Raw genomic sequence first — 19,648 nt, 5'->3', positions numbered from 1 at the left:
ATGGCTCTAAAAAAATAGAGAAAAGGCTAAGTCCTATTTGTACTAACCTTTATATTTTTGCATTACTAACGTTGCATTCGTACCACCAAAACCAAAGCTATTTGACATAACTGTGTTTAAGTCTGTATCTCTTTTTTCGGTAACAATATCTAAACCTTGCGCTTGCTCATCAAGGTTATCAATATTGACTGAAGGAGCAACAAAGTTGTTCTCCATCATTAAAATTGAGTAAATAGCTTCATGAACACCAGCAGCACCTAATGCATGACCTGTCATGGCTTTTGTTGCACTAATTGCTGGAGACTTTTCTCCAAATAATTCTTGAATTGCACCTAGTTCTTTAACATCACCAACAGGTGTAGAAGTACCATGAGTATTTAAGTAATCAACATCACCTTCAACATTTTCCAAGGCTTGTTGCATACAACGCACAGCACCTTCACCACTTGGAGCAACCATATCATAGCCGTCTGATGTAGCGCCGTAGCCAACAATTTCAGCATAAATATGTGCACCACGAGCTAGTGCATGTTCCAGCTCTTCTACAACAACCATGCCGCCGCCGCCAGAAATAACAAAGCCATCACGATCAGCATCATAAGTACGAGAAGCTTGATCTGGTGTATCATTACGACCGGCAGATAAAGCGCCCATACCGTCAAACATCATTGCTAATGACCAATCTACCTCTTCACCACCACCGGCAAAAACAACATCTTGTTTACCCAGTTGGATTAGCTCCATCGCATGACCAATACAATGTGCACTTGTTGCACAAGCAGAGCTGATAGAGTAGTTAACACCTTTGACTTTAAATGGCGTCGCTAAACATGCTGATACAGTACTCGACATAGTTTTTGGTACCGCATAAGGACCAACACGACGAATACCGCGATTACGTAACGTATCTGTTGAGGCAACAATATTGGCTGACGATGCACCACCAGAGCCAGCAACGATACCTGTTCTGACATTAGAGACTTCTTCATCAGTTAACTTGGCATCTTTGATAGCTTGGTCCATAGCAATGTATGCATAACCTGCTGCATCACCCATAAAACGTATAGCTTTACGGTCAATATGATCTTTTATGTCAAGGTTTGGTACACCCCAAACATTACTTTTTAAGCCTTGCTCTGCAAAGCTTTCAGAAAAAGTTATTCCTGACTTACCTGACTCTAATGAAGCTAACACTTCTTCTGCATTGTTACCAATACTTGAGACTATACCGATACCGGTGATCACTACACGTTTCATTTAAATAACCGTTTATATTAAAAATTAATTACAAGAATTTGGAAAATCGGGGCATTATACAAGGATTGCAGCCCTCAACTGGTATTACAAGTTAGCAAAAAGCCAACAACCAGCGTACACATGTACACCATACTAAATTATTGCTGTAAGAATATCTACGCCCTTTTTGTGATTATCGCTGATCTTAATCAAAAACTAACGTAAAATATGCCCATAAATAATAACCCGTTTATTGATTGGCCTTATTTTTGATTAATACAACCTCTGATACTCCTAACCTTCGTTTTCAAAAAGATGGCTCGCCTTATTCAGAGCAATTTGACGATATTTATTTTGATAGCGAATCGGGTTATCAGCAAAGTGAAGCGATTTTTATTCATGGTAATAATATTACCGAACGTTTATTACTAAATAGTGACACATTCACTATTGCTGAAACTGGTTTCGGTACAGGATTAAATTTTTTACTGACCTTACAGTTGTATCAAAAATTACTAACTGAAAAGCCAGAAGCTTCACCTGCTAAAATTCACTTTATTAGTGTTGAAAAGTACCCATTATCTAAATCGCAATTAGCTCACTCTTTAAAAGCGCTGCCTGAACTGGAGCATTTGACTCAATTATTATTAGCCCAGTACGATATATCAGAATACAATCACGAAAACTATCACGAAAACAATGATGTAAACTGTAAAGAATTTACTGCTAGCTTTTTCAATGAACAAGTAACATTAACCCTAATTATTGATGATGCAGCCCTAGGTTTGGAAAAGTTATGCTCCCCCAAACAAGGCTTAGTGGATGCTTGGTACCTAGATGGATTTTCACCAGCGAAAAATCCTGATATGTGGAGTGAATCACTCTTTAATCAAATAGGCCGTTTAAGTAAAGAGCAAGCGAGCATTGCTACTTTTACTGTCGCAGGTTTTGTGAAAAGGCATTTACAACGCGTTGGCTTTAGAACTGAAAAGAAACCCTACACAGGTAATAAAAAAGAAATTTTAACAGGTATTTATCAGCAAAACCCATTATCGAATAAGGGCTACCAACTTAGACCCCAGATCACTAAACCACAACACGTCAGTATCATTGGTGGCGGCATTGCTTCTGCTTGCGCCGCTTTAGCATTAACCAAACAAGGCATAAAAGTTACCTTATATTGTAAAGATGATAGCCTGGCTCAAGGCGGTTCAAGTAATGCTATTGGCGCTTTGTACCCGTTATTACACCAGCAAAAAGACGATATCAGCCTTTTTTATCAACAAGCTTTTTGGCACGCTAAAGCGCTATATAATCAAGTACTTGATGAAGGTTATAACTTCCCTCATCAATGGTGTGGCTTACTAGAAGTTTCTTACAAAGAGGCCTTAGTCAAGAGACAACAAAAATTTGATGAGCTGGCAACGTGGTCCAAAACATTAATCCATAGTGTAAATAGCGATGAAGCTAGTCAGCTATCAAATTTATCACTATCTCATGGTGGCTTGTTTATGCCTAATGCCGGTTGGCTATCGCCACAGCATGCTGTACATCAAATCATTAATGCCGCGAAATCAACCGGTCGGCTGAAACTTAAAAATAATGTGTGTGTAAAAAGCATCTCACAACAAACAACCAATGACAAAAAAACCTGGCAGCTAACAACCAATAAGGGCACATTTAACGCTAGTGTATTAGTAGTTTGTGGGGGCGCAGAAGTTATTGATTTAAATATTATTAATCAACTCCCCTTTAGCGCAGTTCAGGGGCAAGTGACTAGTATGGTTGCCAATGATAAGAGTATTGGGCTTTCAACGGTTATTTGCCATAAAGGATACTTAACCCCTGAAAACGAAGGAATCCATTGTATAGGCGCCACTTTTAATAAAGACAATACAAGTACGCAAGCTACGCCTGAAGATGATGAATTTAACCTTACCATGCTAAAGAAATGTTTACCAAATCAAGCAGATAACATTGCTTGGAAAAAATCAGATATTCACAGCAGTAAAGCAAGGTTACGTTGTATGACACCTGATCACATGCCTATGGTAGGTGCTATGCCAGATATAACAAAGCATATTGAGACTTACTCACACTTAGCCAAGGATAAAAATTGGAAATATCAGCAAGTTGCACCTGTGATTGAGAATTTATATGTGATGATGGGCTTTGGCGCTCGCGGCTTATGCTCAGCGCCTTTAGCTGCTGATATTCTCGCCGCTGATTTATGTGGCACGCCCTACCCTGTTGATAACAATATGCTATTTAATTTAAGCCCTAATCGTTTTGTCATTAGGGATATCATTAAACGAAAAACTTAAACGCTCAACATGTTCTTTAATGATGACCAAAAGTTCTGGACTACTTGAAAATCCTGTGGACTTAGCTCTGTTTTTGCCAGTTGCAGTTTGTCAGCCACAAGTGCGATTAATGCAGGAGAAATATCTTGCTGCTCATCACCAAAATCTGTTGCTGATAAAGATATAAAACCACGCAAATATCCGCTGGCAAACAAAGTATCGCTGTCGATGTCTTTATCGAATAAGCAATCTAAATACTCATATAGTTCAGCAACAGTTTTCAACGGTGAATGGCTAGCTGGTAGCATAATTTTCTCTTTATTTAAAAATGGTTTGTTCGACAAGCTCTACTTAGGGCTTGCAACAGGGTATAGCACTTGATCTTTGTAGCCAGTAACAACCGGCATAAAGCCAGCCAGCATTTCATCAAGCTCAGTGTCACCCGTGTCACTAATCAATGGTCTGTTATCTAACGCAGTTAATTTTGACTTGGTGGCGATGATGATAATCTTTTCTTTGCCTCCTGATTGCGCCAGAATATAACGCAAAATTCGAGGGCTTAACTGCTGATTACCACGGCCAAAAATATGACCTTGACCACCAATTAAAGTAATCACTAACCGAGCAGTTTGTTGCTCGTCTTGAGCTTTCATTAATTGCTGCCATAGTTGCTCTTCACTAACATCATTAGCAATGAGCATTTCATCTTTAACAAGATCGACACCAAGTAAGGTATTATCAAGGGCTAATTCGCCCATAACAAAAGCCGTTGTTGAGCCAGAGCCTATGATAAACAAATCTTCATCATGCTCACGCATTACATCAATGACATCTTCTGCGATATCTTGAAGTACTAGCTCATCAGACTCTTTACCGCCTGATTTAACCGCTTGCACATACCTTAACTCACTGGGTATTTGCATTTCACCGAAACGTTTAGCTTTCACAATGCCTTGTCGAAATAATGATTCATCAATATCCATCACATCACCGTCAGTCAATGTGACTAATTGCTTGGTCACCATCATTTCAATGACACGCCCTGCGGCTGTTGGCGTGATTGCATAAACGCCTGAATGAATTTTGCAACCAGCAGGAATTCCTAACACCGGCGTGGTTGATTTGGCATGTGTTAAGGTAAAGTCTTCAACGGCTTTGGCGATATCACGTGCGGTACCATCACCGCCAGCAAATAAAATAATATCGACGTTATTAGCTAATAGTGCAGCAACCGCATGTTCAGTATCGCAAGCTTGAGTCTCTTCAAATTCGCTTTCATAGCTCACTGTCACATTAAAACCTAAGTCTTTGGCACTTTCAGCTCCCATTTGACCATTGACCGTATAAATATGAATATCATCTTTATAAGGCAACAACACTTTCAATGCCGTTTGTGTGCGCTTGTTAGCTTTTGGTTTAGCGCCTAACTCAATAGCCTTTTGAACCATGTCATCACTGCCTTTTAACGCGACACTGCCACCTAGTCCAGCAACCGGGTTTACGATTAAACCTAGCTTAAACATTGAATATCTTCCGTGTTAGTGAAATTTTCAAGAGTCAAAGGTAAAGGCGTATTGTAAAATTTTGCCAATACCTCGATAAACTGATTTGCCCGTTGAGGAAAGCCCTGCGATAAAAAGATTTGCACCTGTTGCAACACTTTTGTCTTAAACCCTTCAGTATCCGCTTGAAAGCCATTTAGATTATCAGAGGAGACATGAAACTTTTTCTGTGCAGCAACATTGAATGCCCATTCAATAGCCTGTGGAATAATTTCAACTTGCTCGAAGTTTTTTTGCTGTTGCTCGTTTCTGCCATCAGGAACATACCAATAGCCAAAATCTTCCAACAATCGCCTTGCCTCACCTGCTTGACACCAATGAGATATTTCATGAAAAGCACTGGCATAATAGCCATGAGCAAAAATAATTTGATGGTAAGGACAAGTTTCACTTGCGGGTAAATAAATAGGTTCATCACCACCTTTTACTAATCGCGTATTATATTGCCGATAAAAAGTATCATTAAATAAAGTAATGAGATCTTGATAATTATGCTGCATACAAGAAGAAATACGAAGAGTAAAATTTGCGCTATTGTAACGAATAAAGTAAAACGATCAAGTGAATGAGTTTTTAGTTAATTCTAGTTAGCTAAAAACTCACAGTGAGAAAATGATTATACATCTTCCTCGATGTTATCTTTGCCTTTAGTACACTCTATGCTGTCAAGCTTATGATGTATTGCCGATTTGATCATCATATAACAACTGATAGGTGCTGTGAGTAATAAAAATAGTGAAATCAACACCTCTTTCATACTTAAGCCAGTTTGAGTAGTACTAAAAAACACCATCGCCGCCGTTAATAGTGAAGCCATACCTAAGGTTGTTGCTTTTGTCGGCCCATGTAGTCGCATAAAGAAGTCAGGCATTTTTACCAAACCAATAGAGCCGACTAAGATAAAGCAGCCACCAATTAATAATAATATTGAAATTATCCATTCAGTCATAATGAGTACTCTATTCTATTATATCGCCACGTAGTAAGTATTTACATACTGCTACAGTACTTACAAAACCTAACATAGCTATTAGCAAGGCTGCTTCAAAATATAAGGCAGTGTCAAAACGCATACCGTATAAAATGATCAGGGCAATACTATTGATATACATGGTATCAAGAGCAAGTATTCTGTCAGGTATAGAGGGCCCAACTAACAAGCGCCATAAATTAAGTATTAGTGACACACCTATCATTGCAAACACAATTAAAATCACAGTATCTAGCATTGAAAAATCTCCATCAGTGGTGCTTCATAACGTTCTTTAATTGTCTTTATTAACACTTCTTCATCTTCAAGATTTAAAACATGAATCAATAAAAACCTTTCTGTATGCTCTTCATCGTCACTCAGGGTTTCTCTCCAAGGATATACTTCAGCACTTACTGTACCTGGTGTTAATGACACTGTACTTGCCAATATAGTAATTGGCATATCATGAGTTAAATCTAACGGTACTTTAACAAAGCCGGGGGTTAACTTTTTAGTTGGTCCTAAAATTAAAATTGCCACCTGAATATTGGCAGTAATAATGTCATATAAAACTAACATTAAATGACGAAATGCAAGACCTGGCTTGATAACTAACGGTTGCTTAGCTCTAAACGGGTTAGTCGCTAAAGGAATAACTATCGCTAACACTATGGCTAAAATAATATGTCCTGACGAGAGACTGTTATTCAGTAACAGCCAAACAACGAATAATAAAAAACTTAAAAAAGGAGCTGGTAACCAATTAAACTTTGCATCTAAACGCATTATTTATCTCCCGGAAGAATAACATTTATATGATGTTCAACATCATGTAGTTGATTCGCAGCTTCAATAGCATACTCACTTAATGGCCCAGCAAAAATACTTAACAAAGGGACAATACCGATTAATATTAATAATGCCGCTATTTGTTTAGGGTGAATTTTTCTCTGCTCTGGTACAACACTTGATTCACCTTCAGCTGATGCTTCTTTTCGGTGCCAAAATACCGTACTGCCTGCTTTAGTTACCGCAACTAATATGGCAAGGCTGGCAAGGAGATATACTGGCCAGAATATTACACTTTGTTCCGCTTCCAATATGGCATTAAGTAGCCACACTTTCCCGATAAAACCAGACAGGGGCGGCATCCCGATCACAGCAATACCAGAAATCAAAAAGCAAATACCTAATAGTTTGTAATGAAAAATAGCTGGGCCTGCTTTAATACGATCGGCAACTTTTCCACGTTGCTCTACAATCAAACCTGCTAAGATAAATAGAGCAGCAGTAACCAATGTTGAATGTACTAAATAATAAATAGCTGCAGCAGTAGCTTGCACAGTTTGTACCGCAACCAATGCTACTAATGTACCCACAGACACTATCACTAAATTCGCCACTAATTTGCGCAAATCTTTACTGGCTAAAACCCCAACAGCTCCCATCGCAATTGTTGCTAGTGCTAACCACCATAACCAGTTTTGTGCGACATGTGCTAACTCGCCAGCCTGCTCACCAAATATTAACGTGTAAACACGCATCATTGAGTAAACACCCACTTTTGTCATAATAGCAAATAATGCTGCAACAATAGGCATAGCACTCGCATACGTATTAGGTAGCCATAAATGTAAAGGTAATAATGCTCCTTTAAGCGCAAATACAACCAGCAATAATAAGCCACCTATTTTCGCTAAGTAAACGTCGTCACCCTGTAAGGTTGCAACCTGCTGTGCCATATCAGCCATATTCAACGTGCCTAAAACGCCGTATAAGATACCTAAAGCAATTAAGAATATCGCTGAACCAACTAGGTTCATGATCACATAGTGTAGTGCTGCTCGCGTATTTTTCTTATCTCCGCCATGCATTAATAAGGCATAAGAAGCGATAAGCAACACTTCAAAAAATACAAATAAGTTAAACGCATCTCCCGTTAAGAAAGCGCCATTGACGCCCAATATTAGAAAGTGCACCAACGGATGGAAAAAACTACCTTTTTCGTCATCCCCTGCACTGGCATATAAGGTACAAATAATGCCGAGGAATATCGTTAAAATTACTAACAAAATTGATAGCAAATCAGCAACTAAAACAATACCAAAAGGAGCTCGCCAATCACCAATAGCATAAACATATGTACCACTAGCACTAACTTTAGCTAATATTGCTAGTGAAACAATCAGGTTGATAATACCAAGTATTACCGATGTTAAACGTCGCGCTTTGGTATTCTGGCCAAAAGGAGGTAATAATAAAAATACCCCAGCCAACATAGGCAGTAAAACAGGTAAAAATATTAAATGCTGGCTCATACTTTACCCTTTTTAACTTTGTTTGCTTTAGTATCAGGTAACTTTCCATCAACATGATCATTACCTAAATCAGCTCGTCCACGAATAGCTAAAATAACCACGAAAGCTGTCATGGCAAAGCCTATTACAATGGCCGTTAACACTAAAGCTTGAGGTAAAGGATCAGTATATTCGGCACTGTAACCAAGTACGGCAGCCTTATTTAACGTTAATCGACCCGCCGAAAAAAGAAATAAATTAACCGCATATGAAAGCATTGTTAAGCCAAGCACAACAGGAAAGGTTCTAGCACGTAAAATAAGTAACACACCACAAGAGACTAAAACCCCAACACAAGACGCATAAAGCAACTCCATTAAATTTTCACCTCTTCTTTCGATTTATCAGCCGTTAACTTACCAAGACTCGCTAAAATCATTAACGTAGAACCCACTACCGTTATATAAACACCAAGATCAAAAACTAACGCACTGGCAAGCTCAATTTTACCTATCAATGGTATATCAAAATATTCAAACCAAGTGGTCATAAATGGCCTACCAAATAGCCAACTTCCCACCCCCGTAAACATTGCCACCGCAATACCTACAGCAATAATTTTACGGTAATTAATCGTTAATCGCTCTGCAATCCAATTCGAGCCATGGGCGATATATTGAAGAATAAAAGCAACCGCGGTGATAAGTCCTGCAATAAAACCACCACCAGGAAGGTTATGACCACGTAGGAAAATATAAAAAGATACTAATAATGCCAATGGTAATAATGATTGTGAAATACTCGCTAACAACATTGGATAACGCTCTTTAGCCCAAGGTCGCCCTTCGCTGTCATGGGTAGGAATGAACAAAGGCAAGTTAACCAATACTTTATAAATACCTAAAGCGGCTATACCCAGCACACAAACCTCACCTAAGGTATCATAGCCTCTAAAGTCCACCAAAATAACATTCACAACATTAGTACCTCCACCACCAGTTTTAGCATTGGCGAGGAAAAAATCTGAAATAGATTCTAATGGACGTGTGATCAAAGCGTAACAAATACTGGCAACAACTACGCCTATTGCTGTGGATAATGCTATATCACGTAGTGAGCGCATCGAACTAGATTCCCTAGGTGAATGCTGAGGCAAAAAGAATAAAGCAAGCATAAGTAAGACAAGGGTAACTACTTCTACCGTCAACTGTGTCAAGGCTAAATCAGGCGCGGAAAAACGCGTAAAGGCTATTGAAACCATTAAACCAACCACAGAAAGCATCAATAATGAAATCACGCGTGAGTGATACCAAATAACTGTCGCAAACGCGCCAATAATCAATAACAAAGCTCCCATACCGTTGTGAGCATCAATAGGCGTCAGTGTCTTTTGTCCAACCAATTCGTTCATTTCAAATAAAGGTAAACCAGCAAAAATTAACACAACAATAAACATCAAGGTTAAATAACGCTGTAAAGAACCATTTTCAATATTACTGATTTTACTTTGAGTCCATTTCATCAAAGCGGCAAGCCCTTTATCAAACACTTTTTTGGCATTTAATGGCGGTAATGACGCCTGAAATTGGAATAAATATTGGCGCTGACTATATAGTAATAATCCGCCACCTACAGCAATAGCACTCATTAATAATGGTAAATTAAAGCCATGCCATAGCGTCACTTTATATGCAGGTACTTGCCCACCAAGTACCGCAAGAGATGCTGAACGCAAAATATCATCAATAATAAAGTTTGGAATAATGCCAACCACTAAACATAATGCGACTAATATCTCGATAGGAACACGCATATATCGCGGCGGCTCACTCGGCTGTTTAGGTAAACCAATAGGGTCACCATTAAAGAATACGTCGTGAATAAACCGAGCTGAATAAGCAACCGCTAATGCACCTGCAACGGTGGCAAGCACAGGGATAAGCCAAGACATAGAGCCTAATAACTGCTGATGAAGTGTTTCGGCAAAAAACATTTCTTTCGAGAGGAAACCATTTAATAAAGGTACCCCTGCCATTGCAGCAGCCGCAACCATAGCTAAGGTTGCGGTATATGGCATATATCGCCACATACCGTTAAGTTTTCGCATATCTCGCGTACCGGTTTCGTGATCGATGATTCCGGTAGCCATAAATAATGACGCTTTAAAAGTTGCGTGATTAATAATATGGAAAATAGCCGCAACCGCAGCAAGCTCTGTTCCCAAACCCAATAGCAAGGTGATTAAACCTAAGTGACTAATTGTTGAATAAGCTAACAAGCCCTTTAGATCATGCTTGAACAAAGCGATATAAGCGGCAAGTAATAATGTAGCTAAACCGGTAAAACTGACAATAATAAACCAGATATCAGTACCCGCTAACGCAGGATAAAAGCGTGCTAATAAAAACACACCCGCTTTAACCATAGTTGCTGAGTGCAAATACGCACTAACAGGTGTTGGAGCAGCCATCGCATGCGGCAACCAAAAATGAAAAGGAAACTGTGCTGACTTGGTAAAGGCACCTAAAAGAACCAAAATAAGCGCAACCTCATACCAATCATGTGCTTGAATTAACTCTTTACTGGCTAAAATAATATCTAAATCATAACTACCAACTATATTGCCTAACAAAAGCAAACCGGCTAATAACGCAAGTCCACCTGCACCGGTAATAGTTAACGCCATAATTGCGCCTTCACGCGCTTCTGATTTATGCCACCAATAGCTAATCAATAAAAATGAGCTAATACTTGTTAGCTCCCAAAAAAACCATAGCTGAATGACATTGTTCGACATGACAACGCCCAGCATGGCGGTCATAAAGAGCATTAAATAGGCAAACAGTTTAGGTAATGAGTCTTTAGCACTGAGATAGTACCGAGCATAAAAAATGACGAGGATGCCTATAACCAAGATCATATAGACAAATAGCAGGGATAAGCCATCTAAACGAAATGAAATATCAATACCAAGTAACGGTATCCACTCAAAAGAATCACGAATAACTTGGCCAGAAAACACTGCAGGCGTTAAGCTAATAGTCATGAACAAAGCGATGAGTGGCATCAATAACGTTAAAGCAGCTGACTGATTACGTGTTAATTTCCCCGTCCTTGCAGAAAAAATACTGCCAAGCAAAGTTATCACGGGTATCCAAGACAAAGTCATACAAAAACCTTTTTTTCTAGCTATAAGTCACGATAACAATTGAGATAGTCATAATATGTCAAACCACCTAGTACAGGCAAATATTATCATAGTGAACGTTTGTAACGATTTTATCACAGCATTAGACAATTTTTTCATCTAAAATCTAAAAATAATTCGGATATATTAATTAATAGCGTCAAAAATTCAAATTTACTACATAATTAACTGGTTTATTTATTAACATTGAGTATAGTATTTAACCATATAACCTTCTAAAAGATTTAATGAGACTAAAATGAAAAGGCTAGACACTATAGATCTCCGTATTTTAACGCTTTTATATAATGATGCAGACATCACCAATAAAGAGTTAGCTGCCAAAATCGGCATTGCTCCTTCAACTTGTTTAGAGCGTGTTAAACGACTAAAACAAAGTGGCGTTATCAAAGGTGCCTATATTGATGTTAACTTAAACACCATTGGCGGCAACATTGAAGCAATTGCCGCTATTCGTTTACAGCCCTATTCTGAAGAAATAGTAAACCAATTTAGAGACGACCTTTTAAAATACCCTGAAATATTAAATTTATATCATATGGGCGGAAGTTACGATTATTATATTCATATGTCTGTACAAGACAGTGAACATTTGCGTCAATTTGTATTCAAAAATATTACTTCTCGAGATGAAGTTACCACAGTTGAGACATCATTAGTTTTTGAACATAGTCGCAGTGGTGTTTTACCTAACTTTCAAACTGACGATTAACTCACCCTTTTCCCGTAAATATTTTATATCAATAAAAAAAGCCATAAAAAGCATATACTTTTTATGGCTTTATTATTTTTTAACTGAACTAAATAGCCTTAGCTCAGTTTAAGAATCTCGATTGATTAACTCTTCAAATCATCAAAAAACTTTTTCACGCCGTCAAAAAAACCTGTTTCTTTAGGGCTGTGTTTTTTATTGCTCTTACCCATTTTTTCTTCTAATTGACGTAATAAATCCGCTTGATCACCCGATAAATTAACTGGCGTTTCAAGCACAACTTTACACATTAGATCACCTGTAGATGAACTACGAACTGATTTAACGCCCTTACCACGTAAGCGGAACATTTTACCAGTTTGTGTTTCTTTAGGCACTTTAAGCATCACTTTACCACCTAAAGTTGGCACTTCGATTTCTCCACCTAACGCAGCAGTTACGAAGCTAATAGGTACTTCACAATACAAGTGGTTTTCATCACGAACAAATATCTCATGATCACGCACGTTAACTTGTACATATAAATCACCTGCGGGTGCGCCATGCTCGCCTGCTTCACCTTCACCTGACAAGCGAATTCTATCACCAGTATCTACGCCTGCAGGGATTTTAACCGAAAGCGTTTTCGTTTTTTCAACACGCCCTTGACCACGACATGATGTACAAGGATCCGAAATAACCTTACCTTTACCGCCACAAGTTGGACAAGTTTGCTGTACGGCAAATAACCCTTGGCGCATCTGAACTTGACCATGGCCATGACAAGTAGAACAAGTTTTCGCTGAAGTGCCTTTCTTAGCGCCTGAACCATCACAAGGCTCACAGCTGACATAAGTGGGTACTTTAATTTCTAAATTCTTACCTTTAACGGCATCTTCAAGATTTAACTCTACGTTATAACGTAAGTCTGAACCTCTTTGTGTACGTGATTGACGTCCGCCGCGACCGCGACCACCGCCAAAAATATCACCAAAAATATCACCAAAAGCATCACCAAAATCGCCATGACCACCGCCAAAGCCGCCACCACCGTGACCACCTTGTTCAAAAGCTGCATGACCATATTGATCATAAGCAGCACGCTTTTGATCATCTTTTAAGATTTCATAAGCTTCTTTAATCTCTTTAAACGTTTCTTCTTTAGCTTTGTCACCCTTAGTACGATCAGGATGATATTTCATCGCTAACTTTTTATAAGCTTTTTTGATATCGCGATCAGTTGCACTCTTCGATACACCTAATACTTCATAATAATCACGTTTTGACATAAATATATTTCTTTACTTCAAGTTGAATAATTCTGATTTACTTACTTTCTTTTTAATAAAAACGTTAAGAAAACATGAAAATCAGAACCAAAATTTAAACACTTTTCAAATAAGTAACACACAAAAAGCGCCGATTACCGACGCTTTATAAAAAGACTAAATTATCTTTTAATCAATATTGTTGAAGCTAGTTCGCTCTAGGCCAAGGCGAACGCGCGGAGCCTAGTTTACTAGGTGAGCACGTTCAACGCTGGCATTGAGCGAAAGAGCAAAAACAAAATGATTAAAATTACTTATCGTCTTTAACCTCTTCAAACTCTGCGTCAACTACATCGTCAGCTGGAGCACTACCACTGTCAGCTTCTGGCGCCGCGCCTTCTGGTGCACCTTGAGCTTGTGCTTTCGCTTGAGCAATTTCCATTAACTTAGCTGAAGCTTCCATAAGCGCTTGAGTTTTAGCGTCAATTGCTTCTTTATCATCACCTTTAACCGCTTCTTCAAGCTCAGTTAAAGCTGCTTCAATTTTCTCTTTGTCTTCGCTTGGTAATTCGTCGCCAGCTTCTTCAACTTGCTTACGTGTAGCGTGAACCATACCGTCAGCTTGGTTACGAGCAGCTACTAATTCTTCGAACTTAGCATCAGCGTCAGCATTAGCTTCTGCATCATTTACCATTTGTTCTACTTCTTCATCAGATAAACCTGAAGAGGCTTTAATGGTAATTTTTTGCTCTTTACCTGTGTTCTTATCTTTAGCTGTTACATGTAAGATACCATCAGCATCGATATCGAAAGTTACTTCAATTTGTGGTGTACCACGTGGTGCTGGATCAATACCCTCAAGGTTAAATTGACCAAGAGATTTGTTAGCACTTGCTTGCTTACGCTCACCTTGTACTACATGAACAGTTACCGCAGCTTGGTTATCGTCAGCTGTTGAGAAGGTTTGAGACTGTTTAGTTGGGATAGTTGTGTTTTTATCGATAACTTTAGTCATCACACCACCCATAGTTTCAATACCTAATGATAAAGGCGTTACATCTAAAAGAAGTACGTCAGTTACATCACCAGAAAGAACACCCGCTTGAACAGCTGCACCTGAAGCTACTGCTTCATCAGGGTTTACGTCTTTACGTGGTTCTTTACCGAAGAAATCAGTAACAGCAGATTGAACTAGTGGCATACGAGTTTGACCACCAACCAAAATTACATCATCAACATCACTTACTGAAAGATCAGCATCTTGAAGGGCAATTTTTAATGGTTCTAGCGTTGCTTTAACCATATCTTCAACTAAAGACTCAAGCTTAGCGCGAGTTACTTTAATGTTCATGTGCTTAGGACCAGATGCATCTGCAGTTACGTAAGGTAAGTTAACATCTGTTTGTTGCGCTGAAGAAAGCTCACATTTTGCTTTTTCTGCCGCTTCTTTAACTCGTTGCATCGCAAGTGGATCATTTTTAAGATCAAGACCTTGGTCTTTTTTGAACTCATCTACTAAGTAGTTGATTAAGCGGTTATCGAAATCTTCACCACCTAAGTGCGTGTCACCGTTAGTCGCTAATACTTCGAACGTGTGCTCACCTTCAACTTCATCAATTTCAATAATTGAGATATCGAACGTACCACCACCTAAATCGTATACCGCAACAACTTTATCACCTTTTTGCTTATCCATACCGTAAGCAAGTGCCGCAGCTGTTGGCTCATTGATAATACGTTTAACGTCTAAACCAGCGATACGACCAGCATCTTTAGTTGCTTGACGTTGTGAATCGTTAAAGTATGCAGGAACTGTAATTACCGCTTCAGAAACTGTTTCACCTAAATAATCTTCAGCCGTTTTTTTCATTTTCTTTAAAACTTCAGCAGAAACTTGTGGTGGAGCAACATTTTTATCTTTTGCTGTTACCCAAGCATCACCGTTGTCAGCTTTAACAATACCAAATGGCATAATATCAATATCGCGTTGAACTTCTTTATCTTCAAAGCGACGACCGATTAAACGCTTAATAGCGAATAATGTATTTGTTGGGTTAGTTACCGATTGGCGCTTAGCAGGTTGGCCTACTAAAGTTTCGCCTTCTTCTGTGTATGCGATGATAGATGGCGTAGTACGATCGCCTTCTGCATTTTCAATTACACGAACACTGTCACCGTCTAAAACAGCCACACATGAGTTAGTTGTTCCTAGGTCAATACCAATTATTTTGCCCATGATGGGAGCTCCTATTCATTATTTTTACTACGCGGCTTAATTCCACTTGAGTAAAAAGTTAAATCTAATTTGTTGTTGAAATAGTAAGTGGGGTCAGCAATTCACTTTTCAACTATTGATAAGAAAAAAATGTGAAAAAAACGCATTTATCGAAAAATTAGTCGCTAAAAACGTAAAAAATCCGCTAATACTGACTTAGCGGATTTTTATAATTGATGTACTTTCAGATAAAAATGCATCTAAAAGCCCACCTATAAATTTATAGGCTTATGTAATTAGCACACTTTGATTAAGCTTTTGTATCTACAGCTGGAGCTTTTGAAACCATAACCATGGCTGGGCGAATTAATCGACCATTTAACTCATACCCTTTTTGCATCACGGCAATCACTGTATTTGGCTCAACACCTGGTACTTCTTGCATCGACATTGCTTGATGTAATTCAGGGTTAAACGGTTGGTCTTGTGGATTAACCGGTTTGATACCAAACTTCTCTAGAGAGGCAATTAAACCTTTAAGTGTTAATTCAACCCCTTCACTTACTGCATTACTGCTAGCTTCATCGCTTTCATTAGTAGCACGGCTTTCTAGAGCGCGTTCTAAATTATCAACGGTTGTTAACATTTCAGCTGCAAATTTATCTAGAGCAAATTTGCGTGCTTTTTCCACATCTTGAGCTGCACGACGACGAATATTATCAACTTCAGCTTTTGCGCGGATAACAGAATCTTTTTGATCAGTTACAGTCGCTTTAACAGTTGCTAATTCTAACTCTAACTCATTAATACGCTCTTGCTCTGCACTGATAACTTCGTGAGCATGTTCATGCTGTTCTTCTACCTGTGCTTCTGCCTCTTGAACGATATCATCAGCTAACTGCTCTGCTGATTGTTCTGCGCCTTGCTGCTCTTCAGGTTTTGTTGACTCTGTCGTCATAAAAAACTCCAATTAAATCTATATGAACTTTACTATTGCTGCTAATTATGGGGTCACACTTGCTTGATTCAAGCTTTCACCGCAAAAAATAACAAGTATTTTATCAAATGCAAACTTTACAAGCCATGTAAATAGGTAGAAAATTCGTATACATAGATGAACACAGCAAAATAACTGTTATGACTCAACACTATAAAACAATAGGCCTCATCGGTAAGCCTAATCATCAAGGCGCTAGTGCTACCATCTCAGCACTGCACCAATACCTTTTAGAAAAGGGCTATCAAGTATTAATCGAAAACTCAGTAGCGGCATCACTGACTATTGACGATATTAATGTTCGCTCGCTAACAGATATAGGCGAGCAAGCAGATTTAGCCATAGTTGTGGGTGGCGATGGCTATATGCTTGGTGCAGCAAGAGTACTTGCTTGTTTCGATATTAGTGTTATTGGTGTCAACCGAGGAAACTTAGGATTTTTAACAGATTTATCTCCAAACGATATAATTGCACCATTAGCAAAAATACTGGCGGGTGAATCTCGCTCAGAAGAGCGCTTTATTATTGAAGCAGAAGTGTATCGCCACGGTAAACTTAAGAGCTCGAATAGCGCAGTCAATGAAGCAGTGTTACATGCAGGTAAAGTCGCTAGCATGATAGAGTTTGAAGTATACATAGATAATAGCTTTATGTTCAGCCAGCGCTCTGATGGCTTAATTATTTCAACACCTACCGGCTCAACTGCTTATTCAATGTCAGCTGGCGGGCCTATTTTAACGCCTAACTTAAATGCACTTTCTTTAGTGCCTATGTTTCCACACACACTCACTAGCCGCCCTATTGTTGTCGATGGTAACAGTGAAATTAAACTAATTCTGGCAAATGAAAACCAAGAAAGCTTGCAGGTAAGTTGTGATGGACACGTAATATTAGCCGTCATGCCTGGTGATGAAGTAATCATCAAAAAAAGTCCGAATACTATCCGACTAGTTCACCCTCTCGATCATGATTATTTTAATGTATTACGGAGTAAGTTAAGTTGGGGTAATAAGCTTTACTAATATTTTTCTTCAACGGCCTGTCAAACAAAAAGTAGTAAAAAAGATTTGCATCACGACAAGTTACTGTATAAATTAACACCTAAGTATTTATACAGTAACTTGGGTGGGCGCATTTATGCTTTTACAATTAAATATTCAAAATTTTGCTATTGTTAAGTCACTAGATATAGACTGGCAAGCCGGCATGACAACCATTACCGGTGAAACAGGAGCAGGTAAATCGATTGCCATAGACGCCCTAGGTTTATGTTTAGGCGACAGAGCTACCACCAACGTTGTTAGACCTAACTGTAAAAAAGCTGAATTAGCTGCAACTTTTGAAACTAACAATAACTTAAGCGCCCAACAATGGTTGCAAGAGCACGATTTAATTTTAGATCAAGACAGCGAGTGTATACTTCGCCGAGTTATTTCAAGCGAAGGTCGTTCAAAAGCCTATATAAACGGTAGCCAAGTACCATTAGCGCAATTAAGGGAAATTGGTCAGCTACTTATCAATATTCATGGACAACACGACCATCAACTGATTGTTAAATCAAGTCAACAATGCAAACTACTTGATGAATATGCCAACCATCCAACATTGCTTGAATCTGTCAAACACTATGCTAAACAATGGCACAAACTCAATAAAGAGCTAACCCAACTACAAGAAAACAAATTACAGCGTGAAGCAAAGCAGCAATTAATTCAGTATCAAGTAAATGAACTTGATGAGTTTTCCCCTCAACAAGGCGAATTTGAAACCTTAGAAAGCGACTTTAAACGCCACGCTAATGCGCAAGATTTACTTGATACTACCATTCAGTCATTGCAAACATTAGCTGAAAATGAAAATTTCAACGTCATTGATTCCCTTAGGCAATGTAGTGAAAGCATTTCAGCCTTGTCAGCGATAGATCCTCAGCTGAACAATGTTGCGGAAACTCTTACTAACAGTATTATTCAGCTAGAAGATGCTGGTGCAGATCTTAAAGCATATTATCAACAGCTTGAACTTGATCCACAAGCTTATGCCATGATTGAAGAGCGTTACTCTACCACCTTGCAACTCGCTAAAAAGCACAATTTAGCGCCTGAAAATTTAGCCAGCTTTCATCAAAGCCTCAAACAAGAACTTGATGATATCTGTAGTGATAGCTCTAGAATTGACATCGTCATTGAAGAGCTCCATAAAACTGAGCAATATTATCAAGATGCCGCAAATGCATTATCTGCTTCTAGAAACAAAGCCGGTAAAGCGCTGAGTACTTTAATCAGTAAAAGTATGCATGAGTTAAATATGCCTGATGGCCAGTTTGCTATTGCCATAGAGAACGCGGCAATAGAAAACAATAACACGGTATTCCCTAGCAATGGCTTAGATAAAATTGACTTTCAAGTCAGTATCAACCCAGGACAAGCATTAGAAGCCATGAGTAAAGTAGCATCTGGTGGTGAGTTATCGCGAATCAGTTTAGCCATGCAAGTGATTTTAGCTGATAAAGTTGTGACCCCAACATTAATCTTTGATGAAGTCGATGTGGGCATTAGTGGTCCAACAGCTGCAATGGTTGGTAATAAATTGCAACAACTAGCAAATAACACGCAAGTAATTTGTGTAACGCATTTACCGCAGGTTGCCTGTAAAGGACATCAACAACTTTTTGTCAGTAAATTAACAGATGGTGAGCATACAGAAACAAAAGTAACGGAACTTAGTGAGCAAAGTCGCGTCCAAGAAATTGCACGCTTACTGGCAGGTGATAAAATATCTGAGCACAGTTTGGCTAATGCACAAGAGCTATTAGCAAGTTAAATTGCAAACAAAACAAAATTTATTGAAAATAATTTTGTATCTGCAGCCGCGCTTAGTTATTATCCCTGTTCACGCTTT

The 19,648-nt window shown here is 38.7% G+C and carries 17 protein-coding genes; 4 read left to right on the top strand and 13 right to left on the bottom strand.

The annotated features are described in order from the left end of the window. Positions 1-42: 42 nt before the first annotated feature. Positions 43-1,257, bottom strand: a complete 1,215-nt coding sequence (gene fabB / locus AC27GZ_RS05945) for a beta-ketoacyl-ACP synthase I (RefSeq protein ID WP_487093992.1) — start codon at positions 1,255-1,257, stop codon at positions 43-45. A gap of 248 nt (positions 1,258-1,505) precedes the next feature. On the opposite strand from fabB, the gene mnmC reads away from it, so the two are divergent. After that, positions 1,506-3,560: a bifunctional tRNA (5-methylaminomethyl-2-thiouridine)(34)-methyltransferase MnmC2/FAD-dependent 5-carboxymethylaminomethyl-2-thiouridine(34) oxidoreductase MnmC1 gene (gene mnmC / locus AC27GZ_RS05940; protein WP_487093991.1), complete on the top strand. Its 2,055-nt coding sequence runs from the start codon at positions 1,506-1,508 to the stop codon at positions 3,558-3,560. Here the strand turns inward: mnmC and AC27GZ_RS05935 are convergent. The 9 genes from AC27GZ_RS05935 to AC27GZ_RS05895 form a co-directional block, all read right to left on the bottom strand. Next, positions 3,557-3,847 carry a YfcL family protein gene (locus tag AC27GZ_RS05935; protein WP_487093990.1) on the bottom strand — a complete coding sequence of 97 codons (291 nt, stop codon included), beginning with the start codon at positions 3,845-3,847 and terminating at the stop codon, positions 3,557-3,559. The two genes, mnmC and AC27GZ_RS05935, sit on opposite strands and share 4 nt — an antisense overlap. Before the next feature lie 39 nt (positions 3,848-3,886). After that, positions 3,887-5,062, bottom strand: a complete 1,176-nt coding sequence (locus AC27GZ_RS05930; RefSeq protein ID WP_487093989.1) for an ATP-NAD kinase family protein — start codon at positions 5,060-5,062, stop codon at positions 3,887-3,889. Then, entirely contained in the window at positions 5,050-5,601 is a 552-nt protein-coding gene (locus AC27GZ_RS05925; protein ID WP_487093988.1) for an elongation factor P hydroxylase, read from the bottom strand. Before AC27GZ_RS05925 ends, AC27GZ_RS05930 begins: the two co-directional genes overlap by 13 nt. Positions 5,602-5,717: 116 nt before the next feature. After that, the gene (locus AC27GZ_RS05920; RefSeq protein ID WP_487093987.1) at positions 5,718-6,050 is read right to left on the bottom strand and encodes a Na+/H+ antiporter subunit G; all 333 of its coding nucleotides are present in this window, start codon (positions 6,048-6,050) and stop codon (positions 5,718-5,720) included. A 10-nt stretch (positions 6,051-6,060) separates the two neighbouring features. Further along, positions 6,061-6,330, bottom strand: a complete 270-nt coding sequence (locus tag AC27GZ_RS05915) for a K+/H+ antiporter subunit F (RefSeq protein WP_487093986.1) — start codon at positions 6,328-6,330, stop codon at positions 6,061-6,063. Then, positions 6,324-6,860 (bottom strand): Na+/H+ antiporter subunit E, encoded by a 537-nt coding sequence (locus tag AC27GZ_RS05910; protein WP_487093985.1) that lies wholly within the window; start codon positions 6,858-6,860, stop codon positions 6,324-6,326. Before AC27GZ_RS05910 ends, AC27GZ_RS05915 begins: the two co-directional genes overlap by 7 nt. Then, positions 6,860-8,392, bottom strand: a complete 1,533-nt coding sequence (locus AC27GZ_RS05905; RefSeq protein WP_487093984.1) for a monovalent cation/H+ antiporter subunit D — start codon at positions 8,390-8,392, stop codon at positions 6,860-6,862. The genes AC27GZ_RS05910 and AC27GZ_RS05905 overlap by 1 nt, the downstream gene beginning before the upstream one ends. Further along, on the bottom strand, positions 8,389-8,748 hold the full coding sequence (locus AC27GZ_RS05900) for a Na+/H+ antiporter subunit C (RefSeq protein ID WP_487093983.1): 360 nt from the start codon (positions 8,746-8,748) through the stop codon (positions 8,389-8,391). Before AC27GZ_RS05900 ends, AC27GZ_RS05905 begins: the two co-directional genes overlap by 4 nt. After that, complete coding sequence (locus AC27GZ_RS05895; protein ID WP_487093982.1) at positions 8,748-11,540, bottom strand: monovalent cation/H+ antiporter subunit A; 2,793 nt, start codon at positions 11,538-11,540, stop codon at positions 8,748-8,750. The genes AC27GZ_RS05900 and AC27GZ_RS05895 overlap by 1 nt, the downstream gene beginning before the upstream one ends. 277 nt (positions 11,541-11,817) lie before the next feature. Here AC27GZ_RS05895 and AC27GZ_RS05890 point away from each other — a divergent pair, with 277 nt between their 5' ends. Then, positions 11,818-12,291: an Lrp/AsnC family transcriptional regulator gene (locus AC27GZ_RS05890; protein ID WP_487093981.1), complete on the top strand. Its 474-nt coding sequence runs from the start codon at positions 11,818-11,820 to the stop codon at positions 12,289-12,291. Between the two features lie 125 nt (positions 12,292-12,416). Here AC27GZ_RS05890 and dnaJ read toward each other — a convergent pair whose 3' ends face one another. From dnaJ to grpE, 3 genes are all read right to left on the bottom strand, one after another. Beyond that, complete coding sequence (gene dnaJ, locus AC27GZ_RS05885) at positions 12,417-13,559, bottom strand: molecular chaperone DnaJ (protein WP_487093980.1); 1,143 nt, start codon at positions 13,557-13,559, stop codon at positions 12,417-12,419. Positions 13,560-13,848: 289 nt separating this feature from the next. Next, positions 13,849-15,774, bottom strand: a complete 1,926-nt coding sequence (gene dnaK / locus AC27GZ_RS05880; protein WP_487093979.1) for a molecular chaperone DnaK — start codon at positions 15,772-15,774, stop codon at positions 13,849-13,851. Positions 15,775-16,063: 289 nt separating this feature from the next. Further along, the gene (gene grpE, locus AC27GZ_RS05875) at positions 16,064-16,711 is read right to left on the bottom strand and encodes a nucleotide exchange factor GrpE (RefSeq protein ID WP_487093978.1); all 648 of its coding nucleotides are present in this window, start codon (positions 16,709-16,711) and stop codon (positions 16,064-16,066) included. A gap of 179 nt (positions 16,712-16,890) precedes the next feature. Between grpE and nadK the strand changes: the two genes are divergently transcribed. Together nadK and recN are read left to right on the top strand one after the other, a co-directional pair. Next, a complete protein-coding gene (gene nadK, locus AC27GZ_RS05870) occupies positions 16,891-17,772 on the top strand; it encodes an NAD(+) kinase (RefSeq protein WP_487093977.1) in 882 nt (293 codons plus the stop codon). Positions 17,773-17,887: 115 nt separating this feature from the next. Next, complete coding sequence (gene recN, locus AC27GZ_RS05865) at positions 17,888-19,570, top strand: DNA repair protein RecN (RefSeq protein ID WP_487093976.1); 1,683 nt, start codon at positions 17,888-17,890, stop codon at positions 19,568-19,570. The last annotated feature ends 78 nt before the right edge of the window (positions 19,571-19,648 follow it).

The sequence above is a fragment of the Colwellia sp. SU-HH00943 genome, assembly GCF_057546125.1.
Note: the sequence above shows the minus strand (reverse complement) of the source record. Positions and strands in the feature narration are given on the sequence as shown.